Origin of the sequence: Haloarchaeobius caseinilyticus, assembly GCF_051207395.1 — an archaeon.
GTDB lineage: Archaea > Halobacteriota > Halobacteria > Halobacteriales > Natrialbaceae > Haloarchaeobius.
Genome location: NZ_JBPJZC010000001.1, coordinates 306,169 through 323,161, shown reverse-complemented (window position 1 = coordinate 323,161; position 16,993 = coordinate 306,169). Strand labels below are relative to the sequence as shown.

Genomic DNA, 16,993 nt, shown 5'->3' with positions numbered 1-16,993 from the left:
ACCGACTCACACCGATTCGGCGTTCACGTAGTCGACGCCGACGCGCATCGCCAGATACGCGAGGACGCCCAGCGCGACGTAGCCGAAGGCGAAGGCCCACGTGTACGTACCGGGACTGCCGATAGCGAGTCGTGCGATAGTGTTCGCCGGGTGTTCGTAGAGCAGCCCCGAGACGGTGATGGCACCGAGGATACCGGTCGAGTAGAGGAACTGTGCCTGCCGTCGGTCGGACGAGAGCAGGGCGAGACACAGCCCCGTCGTGACGACGGTCACGGAGAGTCCCGCGACGACGGCAACTAACATCGGCCAGTTCGAGACGTTCGTCCCGTTGACCCACAACAGCAACAGCCACATCGCGGCCTGCACGGGTGCGAGCGTCGCCGTCGCCAGCAGCTTCGCGTCGACGATGTCCGCGAGTGAGACGGGTGCGACTCGGAGCAGTTCGAGTGTCCCGCGCTGCATCTCCTCGGTCAGTGAGTCGACCGCGATAGAGCCACTGATGAACACGGGCAGGAACATCAGCAGGGGCACGAGGACGGTGTACGTGAACCCGAAGTACGGACTGGAGCCGCGTTTTCGCGGCACGTCGACCGTCTCGTGCTCCAGACTCGTCCGGTAGTCGGCACGCAAGTTCTCCTCCATCGCGTTCAGCGTGTCGCGTAGCTGGACGACGATGATGGTCGTCTGAATGTTCTCCTCGGGCACCGTCGCCTGTACCGAGACGGTCCCGTTCGGGCCACGAGTAGCGACCATCACCGCGTCGACTCTGGGCCCGCCCTCGGAGCCGGTGAACGCGGCACGCGCCGACGCGACCGAGTCGTACCGGCGCGGGTCGATGCCCTCCTGCCCGCGGACCGCCGCCAGCACCTCGTCGGAGGCGTTGCCCGTCACGGCCATGTCGAGTTCGTAGCCCTCGACGGAACCGGGGTCGTACAGCGACACCAGCCCGACGACGAGGAACGACGAGAACGTCGCCACGAACAACTGGATGAGTAGCGCGAGGACGATGGTCTTCTCGCTGCGGAGCGACGCGATCTCACGTTTAGCGATGGCGAGTCTGGCCCGAAGTGAGGCGCGGGTACTACTGCTGCGCGCCTCGTCTGCCGCCGAGGCTGCCTCGCTGCCCGGTTCTGGGTTCGGCGGGTCACGGGACAAAGCGGGTCACCCCCATGTTGTACGCCACGTGGACGACCGAGGCGAGGGCGAACGCCGCGGCGTAGGCCCGTTTCGAGTGCTGCGCCCCGAGCGCCGAGATGGTGGCGGTCACGGTGTGCAACAGCAATGGGAGGAATAGCAGGCCGACGACGACGAGCGGGTCGACCGCGGCCGCCTCGGGATAGGCCTGCTCACCGAGCGAGAGCGTCTGTAACTGGACCAACTGGACGACCAGCGTCACCTTCTCGGCGAGGAAGAACCCGACCCCGCTGGCGATGCCGAGGACGAGGGCCGTCTTCGGCGACCGTTCGAACCGGGCGTACTCGAAGCCGGCGTAGACGTGGATGCTCTTTGCGGTCTCTTCGATGACGGCGATGACCCCGAACAGCACCGGTACCGAGAGCGCTTCCGGGACGATGAACAGCAACGCGATGGCGAGCAGTTCGGCGAGGAAGACGAACGGGAGCAAGAGCATCGTGACCAGCGTGACGCTTTTGGCGCTGCGGACACGCGTGGCGATGGCATCGAGCGCCTTGTAGTGGACCGGCCGCTGGCTGAACATGTCCTCTTCACGGTAGGTGCCCGCCCCGAGCGTGAACAGGACGAGCGACGTGAGGGTGAACGGCAGCGTCGCGAACGTGAACTGGCCCGCCGTGACGGCTTCACCCTGTAAGTCCATCACGACCACCGTCAGTGGCGAGATGAGCGCGATTGGCGTCACGTCGGTGAAGATGGCTGGGACGAACACGTAGGAGGTCAGGAAGACGGAGACAGCGATGGTGACGAAGGTGAGTTCCTTGAACGAGCGCGCGAACATCCCGCCGACGAACGTCGACGAGAGGAACAACAGCGCGACGGGCATGACGGCCCCCACCGAGACGATGCTCCCGCCGATGAGTGCCGCGATGGCCGCCGTGACGACGACCAGTGCGGTGAGATAGGGCAGCGTCTTCCCGGCAATGATGTCGCGTCGGGAGACCGGCGCAACCAGCAGCAACTCACCACGGCGGTTGATGCGTTCGTTGATGATACTCGACCCGTACGCCTGGATGACGAAGTTCATCGGGACGATGAACAGGAACGCGAGCACGAGGGAGGCGAAGGGGAACGGCGGCTGGATGGCTCCAGGCGCGCCCGTGGTCGACCCTTGAGCGAGCGACGACCCGCCGAGGTTCGGCGCACTGACCTGCCCGTCGTCCCCAGTTCCGCCACTGCCAGCTCCGACACCGCCGCCAGTTCCGCTGCCACCGCTACCACTCCCGCCCGAACCACCGCCAGTACCGCCTGCGCCGGCCCCACCGCCGGTTCCGTTCGCGCCGGCCGCGGCAACCCGGCTCTCGTACGTGAGTTCGACGAGGACCGGGAAGGCTGCGCTCTGGTTCCCCTCACTGGCCATCAGCCGGTCGTTGTACGACTCGATGGCGCTTCGAAACTCCGCGTAGGCGGCCTGTCCCTTGCGGGTCTCGCTGGCGATTGGCGGCCCTTGCTGGGGTATCAGGAGTTCGATGTCGCCCTGTTTGAGCGCTGCCGCACTCGCGTCGTCGGGTCGGGCGACGAACTCGTCGCTCGCTTCGACGACAGCGTAGTACTGCGAATCCTCGGTGACGCCGACGCGGTAGATGCCGTCGGAGAGGCCTGGACCGTCTGCGATGACCATCGGCCCGACGACTGCGCCGACCGCGAGGAGAATCAGGCCGAGCGCGAGGGTTCGGCGGTCGAGCGTCCCCGCGCTCTTGGTCACTTCCCAGCGCGCGATGCGGAGGGTCTTGCGTGGCGAGATGAACGACCGCAGTCGGCTGTCGGACTCGTCCGACCCTCGCGTCACGTCTCGGCCTCCGAGACGGTGCGGTCGCGCTCGGCTTCGCGTGCCTCCTCGGGGGTCTCGCCGGCCACGTCGAGGAAGATGTCTTCGAGGCTCGGATTTCGGGTCTGGATGTCGAGGACACTCCCGCCGCGGCGCGTCGCCTGCGTCCGGAGTTCTTCTACGTCGTCCATGTCGCTGACGACGGTCTCGAACCGAGCGTCACCGACCTCCTCGCTGCCGGTGACGCGCTTGTCCGTGACGACGTGATACTCAGTCTGGCCGTGTTCACGCCGAATCTCGTCGATGGAGCCACGGGCGATGATTTCGCCGTGGTTCATGATGATGACCCGGTCGCAGATGCTCTCGACGTGGTAGAGGTTGTGCGCCGAGAAGACGATGGTCTTTCCCTGGTTCGCCAACTGCTCCGTGAACTCGATGATGTAGTTGGTCGTGAGCGGGTCCAGCCCAGACGCGGGTTCGTCGTAGATGAGCACGTCGGGGTCGTTGACGAGCGACCGGGCGATGGCGACCTTCCGCTTCATTCCTTTGGACATGTCGCCGATGCGTCGCTCGCGGTGTTCGAGATCGAGGCGGTCGAGCGCGTCCGAAATGCGTTCCGTCGCCACGTCGCCGGGCACGTCGTACAGGTCTGCGAAGAACTCCAGATACGAGTGCGCGGTCATCTCCTCGTACAGCGGTGACTCCTCCGGGAGGAAGCCGAGATTTCGTCGCATTTCCGGGTCACCGGCCGAGTGGTCGGCGACCGAAATCCGGCCGGCAGTCGGTTCGATGAGTCCCGCGAGCATCTTCAACGTCGTCGTCTTCCCCGCCCCGTTCGGCCCGACGACGCCGAAGACCTCGCCGCGTTCGATGGAGAACGTGCTGCCGTCGACGGCGACGAATCCGTCGTACTCCTTTCGCAGGTCTTCGACGGTTATCATTCGATATCGAGAGGGTTGGACGGGGGCCTGTTGAAGATACCGGCCACACTGTTCAACGCTTCTACACGACTGGTGGCGACGGTAGCTTGATGCGACTGCACCACGCACTCTTTCGTACGTCGAACATGTCCCAACACTCACAGGTGCGCGTGGCGGCCACACCCGACGGGCGGCGCATCGAGGTCACCCGTGACCTCCCCGTCTCTCGAATGCTCGCGTGGGAGCTACTCACCGACACGTGGCGGTGGCCGGAGTGGGGACCGACCGTGACTGACGTCGACGCCGACGACCGGTTCATCGCTGCCGGTGACACCGGAAAGGTACAGTTGTTCCACGGGCCGTGGGTCCCGTTCGAAATCACGTTCTCGGACGGCGAACGCTGGACGTGGGACGTCGCCGGACTCCCCGCGACCGGCCACCGGGCGGAGTACCTCGGCGAGGACCGCTGTCGTGTGGTCTTCGAGGTGCCACTGGTGGCTGCACCGTACGTCCCCGTCTGTCAACACGCGCTACGTGCCATCGAGCGGTTGCTGGTACAGGAACACTAAAACGCGCCGGTCAGGGCGGCCGTTCCAGCCCAAACCGGTCGGTGGTGTGCGTGTACAGCGACCCCGAGAGGCGACCCACGGCATCCAGTTTTTTCACGTCGAGCTTCCCCTCGGTCGTCACGTCGTCGTCGATGTGGACGTGGACGACCTCGGCCAGAATCAGACTCGACGAGCCGACGTCCTGCAGGTCGTACAGTTCGCACTCGAAGGCGACGGGCGACTCGGCGACCCGCGGCGGGCTGACCTGTGTCGAACCCTCACGCGTCACGCCCGCGTGGTCGAACTCGCTCTCTTCGCGAGCGAGACTCGCGCTCGTCTCGTTCATCGCTTCTACGGTCGCCTCGGTCACGATGTTCACGACGAGTTCCTCGGTATCCGCGACGTTCTGGGCCGTGTCCTTCAGCCCATCCGGGCCGTCGACGGGCGCGAAGACGAGCAGCGGCGGGTCGATGGCCGCCACCGTGAAGAACGAGTACGGGGCGAGGTTGTCGACTCCCGCGTCGCTCGTCGTGCTGACCCACGCGATGGGTCGCGGGACGACCGCCCCCGAGAGGGTTCGGTAGAGCGTCCCATCTATCGCCTGCGGGTCGAGTTCCATCTTACAGGCCCACCCCGAGCGCGTACGGCCAGTCGGTCCCGGCGAGGACGATGAAGGCGAGTGCAGTCGCGAGCAGGGCGACGTTCTTCAGGAACTGGGTCATCTCGGTCTGCTGTTGCTGCGGGTCGTCGACCGCCCAGAAGTCGTGCATCATCGGCGTCGACACGAGCAGGAAGACGACGAGTGCGCCCGCACCGATGGCAGGATACACGCCGAGCACCAGACTCAGGCCGCCGAACAGGAGCAAGCCGCCGGTGAACGGGACGGCCAGACTCGCCATCGGCACGCCCTTCATGTCGGCGTAGCCAGCCATGTCCTCTGTGTTCATGAAGTGGTTCAGGCCGGTGAAGGCGAAAACGCCACCGATGAGCACTCGCGCGACGAGCAACACTGCGCCCGCCGTGCCGGTGAGTTCGAGCGTCATCGGGCCTCCTCGGTGGCGTTCGTGTGGTGGTCGACGATTCGGGCTTTGGCGTCAGTTCGGAGTATCATCACGTAACCCAGTACGTTCTGGAACCAACTTATAATTCAGGCGACATAAGGGCAACCAGATGACATCGGTGTCACGAGGGGGCGTCACTCACAACTAGCTGGTTTCACGAGATGCGCCACCGAACCTTCGGTATCACACCCGGGCGCACCCAGAAAATCCGGCCGGACCCTCGACGCCGAGTGCGAACTCACGGCCGCATGACGAGTCCAACTTTTTATAGGTCGACACCGTACGCCGAGAGGAACCATGAATCCACTCAAGCCACCCTTCATGCGGAAGAACAAACACGCGAAAGAGGGCGCGAAGAAAGGGGCCGAAATCGGCGCGGAAATCGGCAGTCCACTCGGGCCCGTCGGCTCCGGCATCGGGGCTGGCTTCGGTGCGGCCAGCGGCCACATCGCCGGGTCGGTGCGAGACTCCGTCGAAGGAATCTTCAAACCCTTCTGAACCGGGACAGTTGACTGTTTTACACGGAAAAGTCGCGGATACTGGTAGATTTAGTCGAGTCGTCGCTCATCGACGTTCGCGCTGTCACGTCGTATTGCGTGTGGAACGGTCGAACAGGTCGAAAACCTTCAAATCCTCCGGGCGAAATCGTGTTCATATGGACACCTACGACCTGATCACTCGGAATACCGAGGAGGTCATCACAGAGGAGGAAGTCCGCGCGCTCGCCGACGACCCCGACGGAAAGCGGGTCTACGTCGGCTACGAGCCGTCTGGCGTCCTCCACCTCGGCCACCTGCTCACGGCGAACAAACTCATCGACCTGCAGGAGGCCGGCATGGAGGTCGTCATCCTGCTCGCCGACGTGCACGCCTACCTCAACGGGAAGGGCACCTTCGACGAGATTCGTGAGACGGCCGAGCAGATGCGCGCGCAGTTCCTCGCGTACGGCCTCGACGACGACCAGACCGAGTTCGTCTACGGGAGCGACTTCGAGATGGACGAGGACTACGTGCTGGACCTCCACGAACTCGAACTGAACACGAGTCTGAACCGCGCCCAGCGCGCGATGGCGGAACTCCAGTCCGGCGAGGCCGCGAAGGTCAGCCACGTCGTCTACCCGCTGATGCAGGCGCTCGACATCGAGTACCTCGACTTGGACCTCGCCATCGGCGGGATGGACCAGCGAAAGGTCCACATGCTCCACCGCGAGGAGATTCCGAGCCTCGGCTACGAGTCTCGGCCGTGTCTCCACACGCCCATCATCGCCGACCTGACGACCGGCTCGGGCAAGATGTCCTCCTCGAAGGGCGTCACCATCTCGATGGAGGACGGCAGCGAGGAACTGCGCGAGAAGGTCAACTCCGCGTTCTGTCCGCCGAGTGCGAACCCGGAACCCGACGACGACGGGAACGAACTGCATAACCCGGTCCTCGAACTGTTCCAGTTCCACGTCTTCCCGCGCTTCGAGACGGTCACGGTCGAGCGCCCCGACAAGTACGGCGGCGACCTCACGTACGATGACTACGAGACGCTCGAAGCCGACCTCGAATCCGGCGAACTCCACCCGCAGGACGCGAAGAACACGCTCGCCGACTACCTCGACGAACTCATCGAGCCGGGCCGCGAGAAACTGCGCGAGATTCGCGGCGAAAACTGAGCACGACCCGAATCCGGATTCGGACGGATTCAAGACACGCACTCTCCTACGACCCTCCATGAACGACACGAGGCGGGCCGTCCTCGCTGCGCTCGCCGACGGACCACTGTCTGGCCCGGCACTCGCCGAGTCACTCGACGTCTCGCGAGCTGCGGTGTGGAAACACGTCGAAGCCCTCCGAGACGACGGCTTCGAAATCGAGAGTACGGACGACGGCTACCGTCTCGGCGGCTTTCCCGAGTACAGCGGTCTCGCTATCGAACACGGGCTAGACACGCCGTACACCGTCGAGTACCACGATAGCATCGACTCGACGAACCGGCGTGCCCGCGAACTCGCCGGTGACGGAGCCGAGAACGTCGTCGTGATCGCCGACGAACAGACCGGGAGTCGCGGCCGACTCGACCGCCCCTGGGACGCACCGTCCGGCGGCGTCTGGGCCTCTATCGTCCTGCGACCGAACGTGCCGCCAGCGCAGGTGCCACTGCTCACGCTCGCGGCCGCCGTGGCTGTCACGCGGGCGGCCCGGGAAGCCGGCGTCGACGCGGGCATCAAGTGGCCGAACGACGTCCTCGTGGAGACGGAGGACGGGACGAAGAAACTCTCGGGCATCCTCACCGAGATGGAGGGCGAAGCCGACCGCGTCTCGTGGGTCGTCGTCGGCATCGGCGTGAACGTCGACATCGACGTCGACGAACTGCCCGACACCGCAACGAGTGTCAGCGACCTCGTCGGTGAGGTGGACCGCCGGGTGTTCTGCCAGCGCGTGCTCGAATCGTTCCACGACCTGTCGACCGACCTCGGTACGGTCCTCGATGCGTGGCGCGAACACGCCATCACGCTGGGCCAGCGCGTCCGCGTGGAGACACCGAGCGGTGACGTGGTCGGGGAGGCCGTCGACGTGGAGTATCCCGGCACGCTCGTCGTCGAGACCGACGAGGGCACGCGGCGGGTGAGTGCGGGCGACTGTGAGCATCTCCGGCCGACGGAGTGACGCCGTGCCGGAAAACAATCAGCGAAGCAACACGGCGACGAGAAGGGGTATCGACGCGACGAGCGCCAGCGCACCCAGCCACGGCTCGAAGTAGACGAACGACACGTCGATGACCGCGATGGCCGCCACGGCGAGCACCTTGTCGCCGAGCGTCATCATGGGTTTACGGTGTCTGGCTGTCGCATCGATATCACGCTCCCGTGACTTGCACGGTGAGCACGGGGACCGTCGACGAGCGGATGACTCGCTCGGCGACGCTCCCGAGCAACAGGCGGTCGATACCACCGCGGCCGTGGGTCCCCATCACGATGAGGTCACAGTCGTTCTCCTCGGCGTAGCGGACGACTTCCTTGCTCGGCGAGCCTTCGAGGACTGCGGCGACGACTGGCACGTCCTTGGGTTCGGCGATGGTTCGGACGCGCTCGACGGCGTGTTCGCCTTCCTGTTCCAGCATATCGTGAAGGCCTTCCCACGAGGTCTCCATCGGCACGCCGCCGTAGCTCGCCGAGTTGAGGACGTACACTGCGTAGAGCGTCGCGCCGTGTTCTGCAGCCAAGTCCACGGCATGCTGGATGGCGCGTTCGACCCCCTCGGACCCGTCCGTCGGCACTAGAATCCGGTCGTACATGTCGTATGGTACCACATATGCCACGAGTGGGCATTATAGTAGCGTTCGGAACTGTTCGCGTCCCCGACCGCACGCTGTCGTGCCGTCGAGTGCGTACTGACTTGCAAACGCAACTACGGTGGTCGTCAACAAATCAGCACGTCTACAGCAACACGCGAGCTACGTCGCTCGAACCAGCACGGCGAACGACCGCCCTGACGGGGTCTCTGACGCCTGCAAGGTTGTCAGAGCCGCCGTCGAGGACGAGCAGTTTCGCGTCCCGGCCGGGTTCGATGCAGCCGCAGTTCAGGCCCGCGAGGTCGGCCCCGGCGAGCGTGGCCATTCGCAGAACCTCTGTCGCCGTCACGTCGCACAGTTTCGCCGTGAACTCCATCTCGCGGAACATCGACGGCGAGTCGAGCATCACGTTGTCGGTGCCGAGCGCGACCGACGTTCTGTCGAGCAGTTCTCGGACCGGCGGCACACCGACCTTCGTGACGAGGTTCGACCGGGGACAGACCGCGACCGGCGTCCCCTTCTCCGCGAGTCGGTCCAGTTGCTCGGGTTTGGGGTGGACCATGTGGACGAGGAAGTCCGGGTCGAGCGCCATCGCGGCGTCGATGTCGGTCGGGTCCGCCTCACCGGCGTGGATACCGAATATCTTCCCCGCCTCGCGGGTCGCCTCACGCTCGGCCCCGAACTCGGCGTCGTTCGCGCCCGAGGCACCGAAGCCGTCCGCACCGCCGTGGTGCATCGCGTCGACCGTCTCGCGCCCGAGGACGACCGGGTCGATGTCGAGGCCCTGTTCGGCCGCTCGGATGGCTTCCACGCCGGGGACGCCACCCTCGCGGAACTCCACGAACGCGGCCGTCCCGGTCGACTGCATGAACCGCATCGAGCGGTGCATCGCCTCGACCAGTTCCTCGGTGCTCGCCTGTCGCAGGAGTCGGTGTTTCAGGCCGTCCGGTGGGGCGACTAGTTCCACGAGCGAGAGGCCGCCGCCGGCCTCCTTGGCGATAGAGTCGCCGATGTGCGTGTGCGCGTTGACGAACGCGGGACAGACGATGTCGTTGCTATCGACCGTTTCCTCCTCGATGGCCACGATTTCGCCGTCTTCGACGACGACGCGGCCCTCCACGGGGTCGAAGTCCTCGCCGCGGAGGACGATTCCTTCGACCGTGTTGATGTCTCCCGTCATCAGTCATCACCGAATTCGTCGAGTGCTGCCTGCAGGCCACCGCCACCGCCGACCTCAGAGAGGAGGGCACTCTCTTCGATACCGAGCGTTCTGGCAGCCGCCGCCTGCACCGCCTCGGTGTCCTCTTCCGGCGCGTACACCCCGAAGCGCCACTGAGACTCCTGTGCCTTCTGGAGTGCTCGAACGAGCGCCGACTGCTCGTCGAGTCGACGTGCTTCGCCGTTGACCAGCACCCGCGTCGAGGATTCGGTCATCGACGGTTCGCCCGGCACGTCGAGGATGACGTGACTCGGGTCGACGTTCGCCACGTCGGCGATTTCGAGTTCGTACCCGCGGAGGTCCTCGTGTTCGGCTGCGAGCAGCACGTCTGGCGCATCCGAGAGTTCCGCCCAGACCGCTCGTTTGAACAGGTCACGGTGGTCGATTCGGCGGGCGGCTTCGGCCGTCGCCTCGGTGTTCCGCAGCGCACAGAGCAGGTCGTGGTCGTCCATCCGCCGCAGTTCTTCTGCGGTGGTGTCGCTCCCTTGGAGGAGTCGCCGACCCGCCTGGCGAAGCATCGCCTTCGAGATGCGGGCGACGTGATGACCGTACACCGTCGGCGTCATGAGTGCCCGAGCGACGAGCAGGCTCTCTGCGGTCTGGACGTTCCCTTCGTCGAGGACGAGGTTGCCCTCGCCGTCGAAGGTGAGTTCACGCACGAGGCGTGCGTGGTCGATGGTCCCGTACGGGACGCCAGTGTGGTGGGCGTCGCGGACGAGGTAGTCCATCCGATCCACGTCGAGTTCTCCAGAGACGATTTGGCCGTACTTCCCGTCGCCAGCGACGAGGTCTGCCACCTCGTGCGGCGAGATGTCGTGGTCTTGCAGGACCTCGCCGACGCGCCCGCGTTCGAACAGTTCGTGCACGTCGTCGTGGTACTTCCCGGTGCGACGGTAGGTGAGCGATTCGAGGTTGTGGCTGAACGGGCCGTGACCCACGTCGTGGAGAATCGCCGCAGCCCGCACTTTCTCGGCGTTCTCGCCCTCGACGCCGAGGTGCGAGAGCGCCTCGCAGGCGTTGTGGTAGACACCGAGCGAGTGTTCGAAGCGCGTGTGGTTCGCCGACGGATAGACCAGCGAGACGGTCCCGAGTTGCGTGATGTGCCGGAGTCGCTGCATCTCCGGTGTGTCGAGTAGCTCTCGGGCCACCCCAGCGACCTCGATGTGGTCGTGGACGCTGTCCTTGATGGTCTTCATTGCCGGTGGATTCGGCACGTTCGTATAAAAGGGGTCGGCTCATCGCCGACGAGCAGCGGCAACCTGCTGAGCAGTCGGTCGTCACTCGATTCGGTCAGATTCCGGTCGACACCTCGGTCTCGGTGTTGTGGCGGCATTGCTCGGCCACGAACTCGATGGTGACGTGGCACGCGTCGCTTTGGGCGACGTTCGCGCTTAGGGTGTTGTCGTCGCCGTCGACGAAGCCGCGCTGTCTGAGTTCGTCGTTGAAGCTCAGCCGGCTCGCGCCATCGAAGCCGTCGGTGTCGTCGTCCTGTTCCTCGATGGGGTTGCCGTCCTGGTCCACCGCGTTGTAGATAGGCAAGTCGGTGAAGCCGAAGCGGCCGTCGTCGTTCTCCATGCAGGGGAGGTACCACTCCATCGCGTAGCAGTGGACGCCCGGCTTGAAGCAGTCGCCCGGTTCGGGGTCGCCCTCAGTGTCGATTTCGCCGTCGCACTGGTAGAACGTGGCGTTGCTGATTTCGCCGTACTGGTTCGGCTCGTTCGTCGGGTTCGACTCCGGCATCTCGATTTCCTCGGTGTCGCTCGTCACCGCGGCGAGGTAGCAGGCGGTGGCCGCTTTGAGCGTGACGTGCGTCGTCCCTTCGGGAATCTCCCCATCGTAGGTGAACCCGGAGAGGCCGGACACCTGCCCGAGGACCGCGGGTTCGTCACAGGGCAGGCAGTCGATACACTGCTGGACCTGTGCACCTGGTGAGAACGGCCCACAGTAGGTCGCGTGGGCGGTGGTGCTGCCATTCAGCGGTTGTACCTCGATGCCACCGTTGGACCCGTTCGCGCCGGTCGACCCACCGGTCGGTGGCAGTTCGAATCCCGATTCGAGCAGCGACACCCAGCCCTTGAACGACCCGGCGTAGAGGACGTTGTTGGTCACGACGTCGAAGTCCTCGTCGATGTCGACGGGGCCCGAGAGGTCGTCGGTGTCGCTCTCACCGAGGATAGTGTTCGCGCTCAGGTTGTCGCAGTCGGGGTCGGCGGAGACGACGACGTACAGGTAGTCGCCGAGTTCGCCACCCTCGAAGACACCGGCCTCGTCTTCGGGTTCGCCCGCTTCGATTTCGGGTTCGTAGAGGACGTTCTCGTCGTCCACTGCGTCGAGCAATCGTGCGGTGACGAACGACGGGTTGCCACAGAGGTGGATACTGAACGTCGTCTCACCCTCGTCGTACGGTTTGATGTCGTCGAGGTCGACGTACATCACTGGCGCACCGCCATCGTTGTCCTGGCCGTCGACGTAGCCCGGGAGATAGGTCGCTCCAGCGAGCGTCTCGAAGCGAGCAGGCAGCGAGTTCGAGATGTCCGTCGGGTCGTCGAAATTACACGCGGTCGGGACGTCGGTCAGCCCAGTGACGACTCGGCCCCACTCCTCGTGCGAGAGCGCCTCGCCCGAGTCTACGTAGCGGATGGCTGGTGCCGCACCGATTTCGTACGTCATCCCACCAGAGTCCTTGACGATGGCGGGCCGCTGGTCCTCGGGAACCATGTGGAGGTCGTAGCGCTCCCACGGCTTGTACGTCGAGCGATAGTCGAGGATGAGGTCGACACGACCCGCTTCGTACCAGCCCTGTAGTCGTTCTGTGTCACTGAAGAACGCGGTCGTGCCGAGACCTGCGCCTGCAGACGCGACGCCGATGGTTCCCAGCCCGGCGAGCACCTGTCGCCGGGACAGTTTGGAAGATGTCTTGGTGGTCATAGTATCGTCGTTCCCCCGGGCCTCCGCGAATGGGGGCCACCTAGGGTCGAAAAAGTATAGGAAAGTGGAGAGATTACCTATGGGGAACTTCAACTCGTCTGAACGAATCCTTCGGAAGAACGGTGTGAACGGAACGAAATATTCCTCACGGAGAATGTTCTGCTAGCAGACACGGCAGGCGCAGCATACCGCGTTCGGTCTGACTGTTGCGAGGGACCGTCGGGAGCCAGAGTGTGGGCGAGAGACGACTCTAAAGGCACCGAATCGGACGTTAGCGTGACTAATCGGCGGTTCGAGCGGTTGGAGAACAGTCGGAGAGCAGACGAAGAACGGTCGGAGCGGGCGGTGGCCCGTCTCGCTCAACAGACCTCGTCGAAGTCCTTGTGCCCCTCGATGTCGACACCCTCGTCGGTGATTTCGGCGAGGAAGACGCCGTTGCCTGAGCCAGTGTCACGCTCGGCGGCCGAGCGGACTGCCCGGGCGGCGACCGTCTTCGCCTCGTCGTTCGTCAAGCCGGCTTCGTACTCCTGTTCGAGCAGGCCGTAGGCGACCATCATGCCCGAGCCGGTGACGGTGTAGTCGTCTTTCATGACGCCGCCAGCGGGGTCGATGGAGTAGACGTGGTGGCCCTCGTCGTCCACGCCCCCGATAATCGGGCTGATAGCGAAGTAGGGACCGTTTCGTGCGAAGTTCCCGGCGACCGTCGCGAGCGCCTGCATCGACAACGCCTGTCCGTGGCGAGCCTCGTACAGGTCGACCTCGGAGCGGAGGCTCCGGATGAACGACTGTGCGCCGCCGACGCTGCCGACGAGCGTCATGGCCGCGGTCGGGTGAATCTGTTCGACCTTCTGGACGTCCTTGTTCGAGACGAAGATGCCGCCGAGGCTGGCGCGCATGTCCGTCGCGATGACGACGCCGTCGGCGGTCGTGAGGCCGACCGTCGTCGTGCCGGTCTTGTTCACGGTGTCGCTGTCCGTGGCCGTGTGGGTCGACTCCGAGAGCGACCCGACCTGCGGCTCGTACGGGTCGACCGTATCGAGCGAGAGCGGGTCGGGACGAGACGGGCCGTCGGCGAAGGGTTCGTGCATTGTCGCGGACTAACACGTTCACGGGTATATAATCCCGCGGTTGTTCGTGGGGGTGAAAACGGGTGACTGTGGACTACTGCCGGGCTGTTGGGACTGCACTACGGTCGGCTGTCGCGACTGCAGTAAGCCCACGAGAGTGCGGTCGTCGAGGGAAACCGCTCGCGAGGTGTGTTCTCTGGTCGGTCAGAAGTGGAGGACCGCTCAGTTTGTGTTGACGCGCTCGTACGCCCCACCGGTCCGCTCGACGAGTTCGCCCACCGGGAGCGAGACGCCGAAACGACGCATGGCGAGTGCGAGTGGCATCAGGACGATGCCGAGTGCGATGCTGAGCTGGTACGCGGCGAACAGGGCGGCGCGGGTGGCCGTGTGTATCATCTGCCTTCAATTCGACGTGAGCAACGACCAGTATATAAACATTGTTCCTAAATCCGAGTCTGTAACGGAGTGTCATCCCGACGCCGTCTTGCGATTCAATTCTACTTTGCTAGTATCCAAGCAGAGGCGAAAATCTGGACCAGATTTCGGTCGATGATGGGTCAGATGCACCGGACGTAGCCATAAGTTATGCAAATAATACGCCGGGCATCCGCGTCGACTGGTCGCCTCGTATCCTCCCATCGGTCCCCCTGTGACCACCCAGCGAACCCGAGGCGAACCGCAAAGCAAGCCTTACTCCGGTCCATCGTCTCTGTACATGAGCAATTATCTGGTAGTCATGGAGGCCGCGTGGCTCGTCCGTGACGTAGAGGAGATCGACGACGCCATCGGGGTCGCCGTCAGCGAGGCCGGCAAGCGTCTCAACAATCAGGGCAAGGACTACGTCGAAGTCGACGTGGGCATCACGGGCTGTCCCGCCTGTGGCGAGGGCTTCGACTCGGCGTTCATCGCCGCCAACACCGCGCTCGTCGGCCTCGTCCTCGAGATGGAGGTCTTCAACGCGGACAGCGTCGAGCACGCAAAGCGCATCGCGAAGAGCGAAGTCGGCGGCGCGCTCCGTGACGTGCCGCTCTCGGTCGTCGAGACCATCTCGCGCGACCCTGACGACGAGGACGAGTAAGCGAATTCGCTCGGCGGACGGCCACCGGCCGACTCGCTACCGGACGCCGAAAGCTTATTTTATAACCCCGGGTTATCCCTGAGTATGCAACTGCCCACGCCGAAAGACCTCAAGGAGCGGCGAATCGAACTGGACCTGACCCAGAGCGAACTCGCCGACGCCGCCGACGTGTCCCAGCCCCTCATCGCCCGTATCGAGGGCGGCGACGTGGACCCGCGGCTCTCGACCCTTGGGCGCATCGTCGACGCACTCAACGCTGCCGAAGGCGAAATCAAGCGCGCCGAGGACGTGATGCACACCTCCGTCGAGTCCGTCCGCATGGACGACCCGGTCGCACGTGCCATCGACATCATGGGCGAAGCTGGCTACTCGCAACTCCCGGTCGTGAGTGAGACGGGCGCACCCGTCGGCATCATCAGCAACGGTGACATCCGCCAGCACCGCGAGGACCACGACCTCGAAGAACTGCCCGTCGCCGAAATCATGAACGAGAGCATCACCATCGTCGGCCTCGACACGACGCTGGACGAAATCAACGCCCAACTGGACTACCAGAAAGCGGTCTTCGTCAAAGAGCGAGGCGAGATGGTCGGCATCATCACCGAGGCCGACATCGCGACGCACCTGGGCTGAACGAGGCTGTCGGGTTGTCGGGCAGGGCCCCGAGAACAAACGCTTTGTATTTCCATTGGCTATTTCTCGTATGGTCTCAGAGAACCGCATCCGCGACGCCGCAGGCATCACCATCATCGGCGGCGGGTTCGTCCTCCTGTACGCGTTGGCCGCGATGGGTGACCTGACCCCGAGTCTCGTCGGCGCGACGCTCCCACTGTTCGGCCTGGGCGCGGCGCTGGTCGTCGGCGGTGGCGCGGTGATGGCGTACCTGAAACGGGCGTTTCCGGGCGACCAGTAGAAGAACGCGAGACAGAGACGTGATTTTCAGTCGAGCGACAGGCCGCGAATCTCGACGCTCGCACCTTCGCTGACCTCGCCGATGACCTTGCCGTCTTCCGTGGCGTCAGCCAGCGCCTCGGCCTCGTCGGCCGGCACCGCGGCGACGAAGCCGGTGCCCATGTTGAACGTGCGGTACATCTCCTCGGGCGAGACGTTGCCGAGGTCCTGAATCAGCCCGAAGATGGACTGCGCGCCGAACGGATCGGTCACGTCGTACTCGAACTCGCCCATGCGCAGGAGGTTGGTCCACCCGCCGCCGGTGACGTGCGCTGCGGCGTGGACACCGTGTTCGTGCATCGCGCCCAGAATCCCGGTGTAGATGCGCGTCGGTTCGAGCAGTTCCTCGCCGACGGTTTTCTCGGGGTTCGGCGGGTACTCGTCCTCGTAGTCGTGCTCGCGCTGGATGGCCTTCCGAGCGAGCGTCAGCCCGTTCGAGTGGATACCCGACGACGGCCAGCCGACCAGTTTGTCGCCTGCTTGTGCCTCGCCGTCGAAGACAGCCCCTTTCGGCGCGATTCCCGCGCACGTGCCCGCGAGGTCGAGTCCGTTGACGACCTCGGGCATGACGGCTGTCTCGCCGCCGAGCAGTGCGACACCGGCGCGTTCTGCGGCTTCTGCCAGTCCTTCGCCGACCTGCTCCGAGAACTCCTCGCTCGGTTCGTCGACGGCGAGATAGTCCACGAACGCGACCGGTTCGACGCCCGCCGCGACGAGGTCGTTCGCGTTCATCGCCATACAGTCGATGCCCACCGTCGAATAGTCGCCGAGTGCTTCGGCGACGAGCAGCTTCGTCCCGACCCCGTCCGTCGCGAGGCCGAGGTACTGGTCGCCGATGTCGAGCAGTCCGGCGTACTCCGTGTCGACGACGTTGCCGACGGCGTTTAGAAGCGCGGCTGTGGCCGCCTCGCTCTCTTCGATGTCGACCCCCGCGTCGGCGTAGGTGAGTTCCTCCTCGTCCTCGGTCATACGAGTTTGCGACACGG

General features: G+C 64.7%; 20 protein-coding genes. 7 read left to right on the top strand and 13 right to left on the bottom strand.

The window, feature by feature from the left end; genetic code table 11:
* Window positions 1–6 precede the first annotated feature (6 nt).
* From ACSC1P_RS01730 to ACSC1P_RS01720, 3 genes are all read right to left on the bottom strand, one after another.
* Window positions 7–1,050, bottom strand: coding sequence for an ABC transporter permease (locus ACSC1P_RS01730; RefSeq protein WP_435360251.1), 1,044 nt, complete (start codon window positions 1,048–1,050; stop codon window positions 7–9).
* Between the two features lie 94 nt (window positions 1,051–1,144).
* Entirely contained in the window at window positions 1,145–2,980 is a 1,836-nt protein-coding gene (locus ACSC1P_RS01725; RefSeq protein ID WP_435358401.1) for an ABC transporter permease subunit, read from the bottom strand.
* A complete protein-coding gene (locus tag ACSC1P_RS01720; RefSeq protein ID WP_435358400.1) occupies window positions 2,977–3,900 on the bottom strand; it encodes an ABC transporter ATP-binding protein in 924 nt (307 codons plus the stop codon). Before ACSC1P_RS01720 ends, ACSC1P_RS01725 begins: the two co-directional genes overlap by 4 nt.
* Window positions 3,901–3,989: 89 nt before the next feature.
* Between ACSC1P_RS01720 and ACSC1P_RS01715 the strand changes: the two genes are divergently transcribed.
* Window positions 3,990–4,448 carry an SRPBCC family protein gene (locus tag ACSC1P_RS01715; RefSeq protein ID WP_435358399.1) on the top strand — a complete coding sequence of 153 codons (459 nt, stop codon included), beginning with the start codon at window positions 3,990–3,992 and terminating at the stop codon, window positions 4,446–4,448.
* 10 nt (window positions 4,449–4,458) lie between these two features.
* Here ACSC1P_RS01715 and ACSC1P_RS01710 read toward each other — a convergent pair whose 3' ends face one another.
* Window positions 4,459–5,046, bottom strand: coding sequence for a flavin reductase family protein (locus ACSC1P_RS01710; protein WP_435358398.1), 588 nt, complete (start codon window positions 5,044–5,046; stop codon window positions 4,459–4,461).
* 1 nt (window position 5,047) lies between these two features.
* Window positions 5,048–5,470 carry a DoxX family protein gene (locus ACSC1P_RS01705; protein WP_435358397.1) on the bottom strand — a complete coding sequence of 141 codons (423 nt, stop codon included), beginning with the start codon at window positions 5,468–5,470 and terminating at the stop codon, window positions 5,048–5,050.
* A gap of 315 nt (window positions 5,471–5,785) precedes the next feature.
* On the opposite strand from ACSC1P_RS01705, the gene ACSC1P_RS01700 reads away from it, so the two are divergent.
* From ACSC1P_RS01700 to ACSC1P_RS01690, 3 genes are all read left to right on the top strand, one after another.
* A complete protein-coding gene (locus tag ACSC1P_RS01700; RefSeq protein ID WP_435358396.1) occupies window positions 5,786–5,986 on the top strand; it encodes a hypothetical protein in 201 nt (66 codons plus the stop codon).
* Window positions 5,987–6,143: 157 nt separating this feature from the next.
* Window positions 6,144–7,145, top strand: coding sequence for a tyrosine--tRNA ligase (locus ACSC1P_RS01695; RefSeq protein ID WP_435358395.1), 1,002 nt, complete (start codon window positions 6,144–6,146; stop codon window positions 7,143–7,145).
* A gap of 58 nt (window positions 7,146–7,203) precedes the next feature.
* Window positions 7,204–8,139: a biotin--[acetyl-CoA-carboxylase] ligase gene (locus tag ACSC1P_RS01690; RefSeq protein ID WP_435358394.1), complete on the top strand. Its 936-nt coding sequence runs from the start codon at window positions 7,204–7,206 to the stop codon at window positions 8,137–8,139.
* 18 nt (window positions 8,140–8,157) lie between these two features.
* Here ACSC1P_RS01690 and ACSC1P_RS01685 read toward each other — a convergent pair whose 3' ends face one another.
* The 7 genes from ACSC1P_RS01685 to ACSC1P_RS01655 all read right to left on the bottom strand — a co-directional run bounded on the left by ACSC1P_RS01685 (window position 8,158) and on the right by ACSC1P_RS01655 (window position 14,374).
* On the bottom strand, window positions 8,158–8,298 hold the full coding sequence (locus ACSC1P_RS01685; RefSeq protein ID WP_435358393.1) for a hypothetical protein: 141 nt from the start codon (window positions 8,296–8,298) through the stop codon (window positions 8,158–8,160).
* A 31-nt stretch (window positions 8,299–8,329) separates the two neighbouring features.
* Window positions 8,330–8,767: a universal stress protein gene (locus ACSC1P_RS01680; RefSeq protein WP_435358392.1), complete on the bottom strand. Its 438-nt coding sequence runs from the start codon at window positions 8,765–8,767 to the stop codon at window positions 8,330–8,332.
* Between the two features lie 142 nt (window positions 8,768–8,909).
* The gene (locus ACSC1P_RS01675; protein WP_435358391.1) at window positions 8,910–9,944 is read right to left on the bottom strand and encodes an amidohydrolase family protein; all 1,035 of its coding nucleotides are present in this window, start codon (window positions 9,942–9,944) and stop codon (window positions 8,910–8,912) included.
* A complete protein-coding gene (locus ACSC1P_RS01670) occupies window positions 9,944–11,179 on the bottom strand; it encodes an HD domain-containing protein (RefSeq protein WP_435358390.1) in 1,236 nt (411 codons plus the stop codon). Before ACSC1P_RS01670 ends, ACSC1P_RS01675 begins: the two co-directional genes overlap by 1 nt.
* A 94-nt stretch (window positions 11,180–11,273) precedes the next feature.
* Entirely contained in the window at window positions 11,274–12,911 is a 1,638-nt protein-coding gene (locus ACSC1P_RS01665) for a hypothetical protein (RefSeq protein ID WP_435358389.1), read from the bottom strand.
* A gap of 359 nt (window positions 12,912–13,270) precedes the next feature.
* The gene (gene psmB, locus ACSC1P_RS01660) at window positions 13,271–13,999 is read right to left on the bottom strand and encodes an archaeal proteasome endopeptidase complex subunit beta (RefSeq protein ID WP_435358388.1); all 729 of its coding nucleotides are present in this window, start codon (window positions 13,997–13,999) and stop codon (window positions 13,271–13,273) included.
* Window positions 14,000–14,200: 201 nt separating this feature from the next.
* A complete protein-coding gene (locus tag ACSC1P_RS01655) occupies window positions 14,201–14,374 on the bottom strand; it encodes a hypothetical protein (protein WP_435358387.1) in 174 nt (57 codons plus the stop codon).
* 319 nt (window positions 14,375–14,693) lie between these two features.
* Between ACSC1P_RS01655 and ACSC1P_RS01650 the strand changes: the two genes are divergently transcribed.
* The 3 genes from ACSC1P_RS01650 (at window position 14,694) to ACSC1P_RS01640 (ending at window position 15,969) form a co-directional block, all read left to right on the top strand.
* On the top strand, window positions 14,694–15,056 hold the full coding sequence (locus ACSC1P_RS01650) for a DUF555 domain-containing protein (RefSeq protein ID WP_435358386.1): 363 nt from the start codon (window positions 14,694–14,696) through the stop codon (window positions 15,054–15,056).
* 84 nt (window positions 15,057–15,140) lie between these two features.
* Window positions 15,141–15,689, top strand: coding sequence for a CBS domain-containing protein (locus ACSC1P_RS01645; RefSeq protein WP_435358385.1), 549 nt, complete (start codon window positions 15,141–15,143; stop codon window positions 15,687–15,689).
* 70 nt (window positions 15,690–15,759) lie between these two features.
* Window positions 15,760–15,969, top strand: a complete 210-nt coding sequence (locus tag ACSC1P_RS01640; RefSeq protein WP_435358384.1) for a hypothetical protein — start codon at window positions 15,760–15,762, stop codon at window positions 15,967–15,969.
* A 26-nt stretch (window positions 15,970–15,995) separates the two neighbouring features.
* Here the strand turns inward: ACSC1P_RS01640 and purM are convergent, their stop codons facing one another.
* A complete protein-coding gene (gene purM, locus ACSC1P_RS01635; protein ID WP_435358383.1) occupies window positions 15,996–16,976 on the bottom strand; it encodes a phosphoribosylformylglycinamidine cyclo-ligase in 981 nt (326 codons plus the stop codon).
* Window positions 16,977–16,993 lie beyond the last annotated feature (17 nt).

Coding starts and splice junctions, on each gene's coding strand:
- ACSC1P_RS01680 (WP_435358392.1), bottom strand. CDS start 8,767: ATGTACGACCGGATTCTAGTGCCGACGGACGGGTCCGAGGGGGTCGAA.
- ACSC1P_RS01715 (WP_435358399.1), top strand. CDS start 3,990: ATGCGACTGCACCACGCACTCTTTCGTACGTCGAACATGTCCCAACAC.
- ACSC1P_RS01675 (WP_435358391.1), bottom strand. CDS start 9,944: ATGACGGGAGACATCAACACGGTCGAAGGAATCGTCCTCCGCGGCGAG.
- ACSC1P_RS01710 (WP_435358398.1), bottom strand. CDS start 5,046: ATGGAACTCGACCCGCAGGCGATAGATGGGACGCTCTACCGAACCCTC.
- ACSC1P_RS01705 (WP_435358397.1), bottom strand. CDS start 5,470: ATGACGCTCGAACTCACCGGCACGGCGGGCGCAGTGTTGCTCGTCGCG.
- ACSC1P_RS01720 (WP_435358400.1), bottom strand. CDS start 3,900: ATGATAACCGTCGAAGACCTGCGAAAGGAGTACGACGGATTCGTCGCC.
- psmB (WP_435358388.1), bottom strand. CDS start 13,999: ATGCACGAACCCTTCGCCGACGGCCCGTCTCGTCCCGACCCGCTCTCG.
- ACSC1P_RS01665 (WP_435358389.1), bottom strand. CDS start 12,911: ATGACCACCAAGACATCTTCCAAACTGTCCCGGCGACAGGTGCTCGCC.
- purM (WP_435358383.1), bottom strand. CDS start 16,976: ATGACCGAGGACGAGGAGGAACTCACCTACGCCGACGCGGGGGTCGAC.
- ACSC1P_RS01685 (WP_435358393.1), bottom strand. CDS start 8,298: ATGATGACGCTCGGCGACAAGGTGCTCGCCGTGGCGGCCATCGCGGTC.
- ACSC1P_RS01700 (WP_435358396.1), top strand. CDS start 5,786: ATGAATCCACTCAAGCCACCCTTCATGCGGAAGAACAAACACGCGAAA.
- ACSC1P_RS01690 (WP_435358394.1), top strand. CDS start 7,204: ATGAACGACACGAGGCGGGCCGTCCTCGCTGCGCTCGCCGACGGACCA.
- ACSC1P_RS01655 (WP_435358387.1), bottom strand. CDS start 14,374: ATGATACACACGGCCACCCGCGCCGCCCTGTTCGCCGCGTACCAGCTC.
- ACSC1P_RS01640 (WP_435358384.1), top strand. CDS start 15,760: ATGGTCTCAGAGAACCGCATCCGCGACGCCGCAGGCATCACCATCATC.
- ACSC1P_RS01650 (WP_435358386.1), top strand. CDS start 14,694: ATGAGCAATTATCTGGTAGTCATGGAGGCCGCGTGGCTCGTCCGTGAC.
- ACSC1P_RS01695 (WP_435358395.1), top strand. CDS start 6,144: ATGGACACCTACGACCTGATCACTCGGAATACCGAGGAGGTCATCACA.
- ACSC1P_RS01670 (WP_435358390.1), bottom strand. CDS start 11,179: ATGAAGACCATCAAGGACAGCGTCCACGACCACATCGAGGTCGCTGGG.
- ACSC1P_RS01645 (WP_435358385.1), top strand. CDS start 15,141: ATGCAACTGCCCACGCCGAAAGACCTCAAGGAGCGGCGAATCGAACTG.